We start from the raw sequence: 8862 nt of genomic DNA on the forward strand, positions 1-8862 counted from the left end.
CCCGGCCGCCCCGCGAAAGGAAGCCCCTTCGACATGAGACCACCGCGCGCTCGCCGGGTACGCCACCGGGCCTGCCGTACCGTCACCACCTTCGCGATGGCATCGGGGTGCCTCCTCGCCACCTGCGCGCCCTCACCCGCGGCGGGTCATGGGGGGACGACCGCCCGCCCCTGCGCGACCACGCCCTACCCTCCCTCGGAGAACCCGCCGTCGCCCGTCCTGTCGGGACCGGGCGTCTGGCGCTTCGTCACCGCTCCCGCACTGCGCCCCCTGCGCGTGCGTGTCACCACGCGCAGGCCGGGAACGGCGCGGGGCGGCATCCTCGTCGGACCGTTCAGCGCGGACCGCATGGTCGGACAGACGGGTGCCCTGATCAACGACGACGCCGGCGACCCGGTCTGGTTCCGCCCCCTGCCCTCGGTGAACCTCCAGAACGCCGACCTGAGGGTCCAGAGCTACCGTGATCCCCGCACGCGCCGGACGCAGCCCGTGCTGACCTGGTGGCAGGGTTCCCTCGCCCTTCCCCCCTACTACACGAACCTGCCCGCCGGCGCCCCGGAACCAGGGGGCTGCTACTACATCGTGGACAGCCACTACCGGCTGCTCAGGACCGTCTTCGCGCGGCACGGCTACCACCCGGACGAACACGAGTTCACCCTGACGCGCAGAGGAACGGCCCTGTTCATCGCGTCCAGGCCGGTTCCCGCGGACCTGACACCGTACGGAGGTCCCGCCGACGGCGCCATCCTGAACAGCGAGATCCAGGAGGTCGACCTCGCCACGGGACGGCTGGTGTTCTCCTGGAACGCGCTGGACCACCTCGACCCGGCGGACTCGGAGGAGCCGGTATCCAGCGCGTCCTCGTCCGACGGCGTGTGGGACGCCTTCCACGTGAACTCGGTGGACGAGGGGCCCGAGGGGCAGTTGCTGGTCTCCGCCCGGAACATGTGGGCCCTCTACGACGTCGCCAGGAAGTCCGGCAGGATCCGCTGGCAACTGGGCGGGAAGAAGAGCGACTTCACCTTCGGGCCGAACGCGGACTTCTACTGGCAGCACGACGCGCGCTTCCGGCCGGGAGACCGGATCAGCATGTTCGACGACGGGTGCTGCGACCTGCCCGACGGAACCCCCGAGCAGAAGTCCCACGGCCTGATCCTGAACCTCGACCTCCGTCACCGGAAGGCGACCGTGTCCAGGGCCTACTACCACCAGCCGCCCCTGGAGTCGCCCACGCAGGGCAATCTCCAGAGCCTGCCGAACGGCGACAAGTTCATCGGGTGGGGCCAGAGCCCGTACCTCTCGGAATACCGGAACGCGGGCAACACCGAGGGCGACGCCTCGAAGAACCTGCTCTACGACGCGCGGATGCCGGGCAACGACATCTCCTACCGCGTCTACCGGAACGAATGGGTGGGCACTCCGTACTACCCGCCGAGCGCCGCGGCACGAGCCAAGGGCGACCGCACCACCGTCTTCGCCTCGTGGAACGGCTCCACCGGGACCAGGGCGTGGCAGGTGCTCGCCGGTCCGCGCCCCGGCTCCCTGTCGGTCGCCGTCCGGCATGTCGCGCGCGACGGGTTCGAGACCGCCGTGGTGACGCGTGCCCGGGGACCGTACTTCCAGGTACGAGCGCTGGACGCGAAGGGCAGGGTCCTGAGGGCGTCGGCGGTGGTGAAGCGGCGCGACTGACCGCGCCGTTCCGCAGTGCGATGCCGTCGGCCGGCCCGTCGAAACGGGCCGGCCGTCGTGGTCAGCGGTGGTGGTGGTACCGGTCCCAGTCGCCGCGCGGAGCCAGGAGCCACAGCCAGTGGCCGAAGCGGTCGCGGTGGTGGCTCCGGTAGTAGTACCGCCCGTGGTCCCAGCGGCCGAAGCGGAAGTCGAAGTCGTCGTCGTGTCCGCCCAGGCCGCCGAAGGGCCCACCGTGGTGTCCGGCACCCTGACCGTGCCCGCCGACGCCCCCCGTCCCCGGGAAGCCGCCGTGGCCACCGGTACCCGGGCCGTGTCCGCCCGTGCCACCGGGGGTGCCGTGGTGATCGCCGGTGCCCTGGCCATGCCCGCCGTTGTCGCCGGGGGTGCCGCCGTGGTCTCCGCCGCCCTGGTCGTGCCCGCCCGTGCCACCGGGGGTGCCGTGGTGATCGCCGCCACCCTGGTCGTGCCCGCCGGTGCCGCCGTGGTCGCCGGTGCCCTGGCCGTGCCCGCCGTTGTCGCCGGCGGAGCCGTTGTGGCCGCCGCCCTGGTCGTGTCCGCCCGTGCCGCCGGGGGTGCCGCCGTGGTCGCCGGTGCCCTGGCCGTGCCCGCCGATGTCACCCGAGGTGCCGCTGTGGCTTCCCGAGCCCTGACCGTGCCCGTCGGCGAGAGCCGGCAGGGCGGCCGCCCCGACGAGCGCGGCCGACGCCACACAGGTGGCGATCAGACGGACCGTGGTTCTGGTGCGAGCGACAAGCATGAAGCATTCCTCTCCCATGCGTGCACACCCACCTCGGGAGGCGGCGTGCTTCCGTGTTCTCGGACGTTGCCGAGGACCGCAACTGTGGTGCACGCCCGCCGAGAAACATCACCGACCGGAGCCGCGTTACACAAGACGGACATTTCCGCAATGTTCGGTTGTGTTGGCCATGGACGTGATCGGATGCGGACGGGCTTCCGGGCGTCCTACCTGCACAGGCACCCGAGCAGCGCAGTTGCCGTCGGCGGTCCGTCGTGCCTGCTCCCGTGCCCGCTCCGCCGTTCACTCGTCCCGCTCAACGGCTTGTGTAACAGGCCGGGTTCCACCATTCGAGGAAGCGGGCGGCGGCCGGGCTGACGTCACCGTCACGCCGCTGCACGACGCCGTCGGGCCGCACGAGCACGGCCCCGTCCTCGCCGATGCCGCAGCGGTCAGTGAAACCGGCCCGGCGCCAGGACACCGCGTGGATCAGCCGCACGTCGGGCGGCACCGAACTGGTCTGCGTCACCGCCGCCACCCCCGGCGACAGCCTGCTCCTGCGCGAACCGCCCAGGACCGCCCGGGTCCTGGACGTCACCGCCCACTGCCTCGGGCGTGAGGGCGCTCAGCTTGGTGACGATCCCTGTGGCGCGTCCGGAGTGGACGTGGAGCAGGGCTGCCCGCGCGCTCGGGTCCTCGTCAGGGGCCGGCCCAGACCGGGGCGTCCGCGCCCCACAGGCCGGGCGGGCGTGCCCAGTTCACCGGGCCCGTCTCGTACGACACCGGCGGCAGCGCGTGGCGCAACCGGCCCATGGGGCTCTTGGTCTCGGCCAGCCGCCGCCCGGCGTCGAATCCCGGATCCCGGCCCGGAGCGGGGACCAGGTCGTGGACCAACCAGTGCGCCGTACGCGCCAGGGCCAGGTCGACCGACCGGGTGCCGCCCGTGCGGTGCTGCTCGGTGAGAGCCCGCAGGACCCCCGCCGCCAGCAGATAGCCGGTGCCGTGGTCCAGGGCCTGGGCGGGCAGCGCGCCGGGCGCGTCCGGTGAACCCTCCAGCTCGGCGATGCCGGTGGCCACCTGGACCAGGCTGTCGAAGCCGCGCCGCTCCTGCCACGGCCCGTATCGGCCCCACGCGGACAGCCGGGCCACGACGACGCCCGGACGGCGTCCGGCGAGTGCCTCGGGTGTCAGCCCGAACCGGTCCAGGGCGCCCGGCCGGTATCCGGTGACCACCACGTCCGCCTCGTCCAGCAGTTCCTCGAAGACCCGGCGGTCGGCGCCGTCGGCCAGGTCCAGGGCGGTCGAGCGCTTCCCCATCCCCGTGTCGTTGTGGGCCTCCTGACTCTCCGGCAGCCGCGGGGGGTCGACGCGCAGCACGTCCGCGCCGAGCAGCGCCAGGGTCCGTGTGGCGACGGGCCCGGCGAGCACCCGGGTCAGATCCAGGACCCGCAGGCCCGCGCACGGCAGAGCGGCGTCACCGAGCACCCGGTTCGGGGCGTCGCCGACGCGTGCCGTCGCCAGCAGCGGCCGGCCGGCGACCAGGGCTCCCTGCTCGCTCCCGGCCCACTCCCGGTGGCCGCGTGCCGCGACGGCCAGACCGCCCGCCGCGTACACGGCCTCCTCCACCTCCAGCGCGGTGCGCTCCGCGATCGCCCCGGCCACGGCGGCCACGGCGGATTCGTCGGTGTCGTCCGCCACTTCGAGAGCGGTGAGCAACCGGGCCCGGTGGTGGGGGTAGTTGGCGTGCGTACGAACCCACCCGTCACGCGCCCGCCAGAACCTGGACAGCGGCGCGAAGGTCGACCACGCGCGCCCGTCGACCCGCACCAGCCGGTCGCTGAGGAACGCCGCGGCGACCGCCTCGTCGTCGACCCGCACCCGGGGAACGGGCCGCCCCGTGCGGACGGAGGCGAGCTCGGCGGCGGCGAGGGAGCACGCGGCGACGGTGGCCCGCGCCAGCTCCATGACGGGCAGTCGCGCCGGTAGTCCCCCGGACGGGCCGGAGTAGGACACCTGGTCGAGCAGCGAGGGGTCGGCACCCAGTGCCGCCCACGCATGTGCGGTGGCTGCGGAGATCGGAGAACCCATGGACGCACTATGGCACTGAGTGCCACCATCCGGTAAGGGTGTCGAGTGCTGTAGCTGTGCGGGAGTCGTGGGGCGGAAGGGGTGAGCCCGCACCGCGACGGAGCTGACGGGATGTCGACCCCGCCGGCGCCTGCGGGCCGCCCTGTCTGTTCCCCCTTGAGCCTTCCTGGTGGATCCTCTTCTCGGCCACCGGGGCGCCGCCCGGTTTTCCCTCACCGGCCGGCGCAGCGCGCGCCCGCAGTGGCGGTGGCCCGGCGCGTGGCGAGCGGCAGCGCTCTGACCTGCGGCTCAGGCTCCTCGAAGTGAGTAACCCATCCGGGTACCCCGCTTGATCACATCCATGCCCCCATGAATGTGGCGCGCGGGTGCATCCCTTGGTGCTGTGCGCCCCTCACGCAACCAATATCCGATCATCTTCATATGGCCGAAATCATTCTTCTGGCGTGGTGCATGGTCGTGTCCAAGGGGCCTCCGGTGTCCCGTCCGTCGCGCGTTCGGCACCCCGTGCGCTTCTGGCCGCGCTCCTCCCGGTCGGCATCGGCCGCCCGCTCCCGGAGGGCCGGCACCCCCGGCCCGGTTGGGCCGGGATCGGCCAACTGCGGGCCGGGAAAGGCGCTGCCCGTGCGGCCGGGCGGTCCTGGCGGGCCGGGCCCGCGCCTCGCGCGCCCTCATGCTTCCGGTCCACCGCGCGTGGTTTGCCGGGGCGGAGCCGGGGCACCTGGCGAGGTGACGGCCCGGCCGGAGAGCACGCTTCCGGGGAGTCGCACTGAAGTTGCTTCACGATGACGCAAACAGACCGTCAAGGCACTTTCCGTTCAGCTTCGGGGGGTTGCTTTGAGGTCACTGAATGCGAAGACTGTGGCCGAGTTTCGTTGAAACGAAGGCGTTGGGGGATCAGCATCCTGCCAATCCAGGGATGGAGAGGGTCGGCAGGGCGTAACCTCTTGCTCCGTTTCGTGAGGACTGGGGTGCCGGACCCGCAGTCCGTCCATGTGCCGGGAAGTCTCCGCGCGGCCGCCGCGCGGTAGGTGTCGTCGAGGGGGACCACCATGCCGGGTAGGTACGTCGCACCACCAACGCGCCGCCGACGGCGAGGGTGCCCCGGCCTCCTGCACCGGACGTGCTGAGCGTCCGCCCCTGAACACGGGTTCCTGACGCGTCACCGGCCCGCGAGGGCCGCCGGGAGATCGCCGTGCCTCCCGGTGCCCGCCCCGGTGGGGACCGTCGCCCGGTCGGTGACGCGAGTCCGGGTCGCAGCCGCCGTCGCGCGGAGGGGGCCCTTGCCCCCGCACCGCTCCCGCTCCCGCCTCGCCGTTCCCGTCGCCCCTGCCGCCGGCCTGGGCCACCGTGCCATGCCCGCGTGCTCCAATCGAGGAGAATTGATGTCCAGCGATCAACTGACAGGTGAGACAACCCTGTTGGACGACTTATCCGAGCGGTGGAGAAGCCTGCGCGAGGCCGGACCGGTACGCCTGGACGACAAGCAGGGGGTCTGGCAGGTCCTGGACCACGAGACGGTCTCCGCGGTGCTCGCCGACCCGGCGACGTACTCCTCCGACCTGTCCGCCCTCGCTCCCACCCAGCCCGACTTCGAGACCTTCACCCAGGGCAACTTCGTCGGCATGGACCCGCCGGAGCACCGCAAGCTGCGCACCCTGGTCAGTCAGGCCTTCACCCCGCGCGTCGTCCAGGGACTCGAGCCCCGCATCGAGGCCGTGTGCGCCCGGTTGCTGGACTCCGTCGCGGACCAGGACCGCTTCGACCTCGTCGACACCCTGGCCTATCCACTGCCCATCATCGTGATCGCCGAGCTGCTCGGCATCCCGGCCGAGGAGCACCGGCTCTTCCAGGAGTGGGCGAGCGTCCTGTTCGGCGGCGACCAGCTCGGCGAGGCGCCCGACATGGCGGACCTGGAGCGGGCGCTGGAGGCCATCGCCCCCACGGTCCGCGAGATGAACGGCTACATGCTGGAGCACATCCGTGCGCGCCGGGCCGACCCCGGCGACGACCTCACCAGCAGACTCATCGCCGCCGAGGTCGACGGCACACGCCTCGCCGACCAGGAGATGGTCGGATTCGTGGCACTGCTGCTGGTCGCCGGGCACATCACCACCACCGCCCTGCTCGGCAACGCCGTCGTCACCCTCGACCGGCACCCCGAGGTCGACGCCGCGCTGCGGGCCGACCCCGAGCTGCTGCCGGGCGCCGTCGAGGAGGTGCTGCGCCGGCTGCCCCCCTTCCCCGAGCTGGGGCGCCGCGTCACCCGGCCCGTGGTCCTGGGCGGTCACGAACTCCCCGCCGACACCCTGCTGATGGCCCACCTGGGTGCCGCCAACCGCGATCCGGCGCGCTTCGAGGCGCCCGACGTGTTCGACGTGACCCGTCGCCCCAACCCCCATCTGACCTTCGGGCACGGCATCCACTTCTGCTTCGGCGCGCCGCTGGCCAGACTCGAGGCCCGGATCGCGCTCCGCGCCCTGCATGAACGTTTTCGCTCGCTGGTGATCCCCTCGTACGACGAGGTCGTCTTCCAGAACCCGGCGGTCATCATCGGCGTACGCCACCTGCCGGTCGAGGTCGGCAGAACCTAGACCGCGTCCGCGCCCTCCCGCCCGGCCCGGCACGCGCTCCCACCGCGCCGCGGAGGACCGCCCACGGGTGTCCGGTCCGAGGACCTTCCTCACCCACCGCGCGCCCTGCCCGCCGGACGGCGTGCGGACGCGGACACGACCACCACCACACCGCCGCAGCGCTCGCACTCGCGCCGCCCGGTCCGGGCACCGCTCGCCCCGGCCGGACGGCCACACCGCACGCGAGAATCCCACGCAACGGAGTTCCCTTTCCCATGCCTTACACCGTCCCCACCATGCCCGTCCCCACCCGGGCCACGTCCCGATCGCACCAGGAGCTCCAGGACCGGCTCGACGCGCTGGCCCGGGCGCACCGGGTGCCCGGCGCTCAACTGACCGTGGACACCGGCTCGGAGACCCTCTCCCTGTGCACCGGCACCGCCGACGCCGCCACCGGCGCCCCCTTCACGGCGGACACGGCCGTCCCCCTCGGCTCGCTCACCAAGCCGTACACCGCCGCCCTCGTCCTGCTCCTCGCCGACGACGGCGACCTGGACCTGGACGAACCCGTCGCCGACCACCTGCCGGAACTGCGCGCGGTCCCCGAGGTGACGGCGCGTCACCTGCTCAGTCACACGAGCGGGCTGCCCACCGGCCCCGACTCGGACACCGCCGCGGCGACCCGCGGCGCCCGCTATCTCGCCTCCCTGTGCACCCCGAACCAGCTGCTGTTCACGCCCGGCACCGACTTCTCCTACTCCAACGCGGGCTATGTCGCCGCGGGCCGGCTGGTCGAGGCCATCACCGGCATGCCCTGGCACGAGGCGGTCCGCTCGCTCATCCTCGAACCTCTCGACACCGTGCCCGCGTTTCTCGGTGACACCGCCGCCGCCCGCCCGCTCGCCGCCGGTCACGCGGTCAACACCGCCACCGGCCGACTGCGTCCGGCCCGGCAGAACCTCGCCCCGCTGGAAGCCCCGGCCGGATCGCTGCTGGCGGGCGCCGACGACCTCTGCCGGTTCGGCGCCGCCCTGACCGGCCGGCGCGACGTGCTCCCGTCGGCCGTCGCCAAGGAGATGCGGCGCGGGGAGAGCGCCGCCCGCCCCGGCGCCCTGGCGGACGGCTGGGGACTCGGGGTCGCCCTGTACCAGCAGGGGGAGCGCCAGTGGTGCGGTCACGACGGCAACGCGCAGGGCACCTCCTGCCATCTGCGGGCCGAACCGGAGAGCGGGGTGGTCGTCGCCTTCACCGGCAACTCCGGCGGAGCCACCGCCCTGTGGCGCGACCTCACCGGAGAGCTGGCCCGGATCGCGGGCATACGGGTGCCCGACGCCGCGGCCCCGCCGGCGCACCGGGGCCGCCCGGTCGCCCCGGCCGACTGCGCGGGCACCTACCGCAACGGCGACACGCAGTACCGCGTCGCGCCCGGACCGGACGGGACGGTGGCCCTCTCCATCGACGGTGACCTGCACCTGCCCCTGGTCTGCTACGCCGACCTGTCCTACGACCTGGTCGATCCGGCCACCGGCCGCCCGGAGCCCGGCGGCCGCTTCCACCGCGACCCCGCCACCGGCAGGATCGAACGGCTCCAGGTGTCCGGCCGCACCGCGCGCCGCGCCGACGACGGCTGAGCCGCACCGGGCCGCACGGCACCGGACCGGCCGCCTCGACGGCGTTCCCCAGGACCGGGCGGCACCGGCCGCCCCGCCCCGGGCGCCGCGACCGGTCCGGCCCTCGGACCGTCCGGCCCGCGGCGTCCGACCGGACGCCGAGCGCTCC

6 protein-coding genes are annotated in these 8862 nt (G+C 73.4%); 3 read left to right on the plus strand and 3 right to left on the minus strand.

Annotated features, from left to right (window positions below; translation table 11 throughout):
• The first annotated feature begins 33 nt into the window (after nt 1–33).
• A complete protein-coding gene (locus AB0C59_RS10365) occupies nt 34–1689 on the plus strand; it encodes an arylsulfotransferase family protein (RefSeq protein WP_363002676.1) in 1656 nt (551 codons plus the stop codon).
• 61 nt (nt 1690–1750) lie between these two features.
• Here AB0C59_RS10365 and AB0C59_RS10370 read toward each other — a convergent pair whose 3' ends face one another.
• The 3 genes from AB0C59_RS10370 to AB0C59_RS10380 all read right to left on the minus strand — a co-directional run bounded on the left by AB0C59_RS10370 (nt 1751) and on the right by AB0C59_RS10380 (nt 4513).
• Nucleotides 1751–2446 (minus strand): hypothetical protein, encoded by a 696-nt coding sequence (locus AB0C59_RS10370; RefSeq protein WP_363002678.1) that lies wholly within the window; start codon nt 2444–2446, stop codon nt 1751–1753.
• A gap of 295 nt (nt 2447–2741) precedes the next feature.
• A complete protein-coding gene (locus tag AB0C59_RS10375) occupies nt 2742–3023 on the minus strand; it encodes a hypothetical protein (RefSeq protein ID WP_363002680.1) in 282 nt (93 codons plus the stop codon).
• A 101-nt stretch (nt 3024–3124) separates the two neighbouring features.
• Nucleotides 3125–4513, minus strand: a complete 1389-nt coding sequence (locus AB0C59_RS10380; protein ID WP_363002682.1) for a CoA transferase — start codon at nt 4511–4513, stop codon at nt 3125–3127.
• A gap of 1382 nt (nt 4514–5895) precedes the next feature.
• Between AB0C59_RS10380 and AB0C59_RS10385 the strand changes: the two genes are divergently transcribed.
• Both AB0C59_RS10385 and AB0C59_RS10390 read left to right on the plus strand, forming a co-directional pair.
• On the plus strand, nt 5896–7104 hold the full coding sequence (locus AB0C59_RS10385; RefSeq protein WP_363002684.1) for a cytochrome P450: 1209 nt from the start codon (nt 5896–5898) through the stop codon (nt 7102–7104).
• A 254-nt stretch (nt 7105–7358) separates the two neighbouring features.
• Nucleotides 7359–8714, plus strand: a complete 1356-nt coding sequence (locus AB0C59_RS10390) for a serine hydrolase domain-containing protein (RefSeq protein ID WP_363002686.1) — start codon at nt 7359–7361, stop codon at nt 8712–8714.
• Nucleotides 8715–8862 lie beyond the last annotated feature (148 nt).

It is taken from the genome of Streptomyces sp. NPDC048664 (genome assembly GCF_040650555.1).
Classification (GTDB): Bacteria; Actinomycetota; Actinomycetes; order Streptomycetales; family Streptomycetaceae; genus Streptomyces.

What these genes read in the sequence shown, in the direction of transcription:
- AB0C59_RS10385 (WP_363002684.1), top strand. Translation starts at nt 5,896, where the DNA reads ATGTCCAGCGATCAACTGACAGGTGAGACAACCCTGTTGGACGACTTA.
- AB0C59_RS10380 (WP_363002682.1), bottom strand. Translation starts at nt 4,513, where the DNA reads ATGGGTTCTCCGATCTCCGCAGCCACCGCACATGCGTGGGCGGCACTG.
- AB0C59_RS10370 (WP_363002678.1), bottom strand. Translation starts at nt 2,446, where the DNA reads ATGCTTGTCGCTCGCACCAGAACCACGGTCCGTCTGATCGCCACCTGT.
- AB0C59_RS10390 (WP_363002686.1), top strand. Translation starts at nt 7,359, where the DNA reads ATGCCTTACACCGTCCCCACCATGCCCGTCCCCACCCGGGCCACGTCC.
- AB0C59_RS10365 (WP_363002676.1), top strand. Translation starts at nt 34, where the DNA reads ATGAGACCACCGCGCGCTCGCCGGGTACGCCACCGGGCCTGCCGTACC.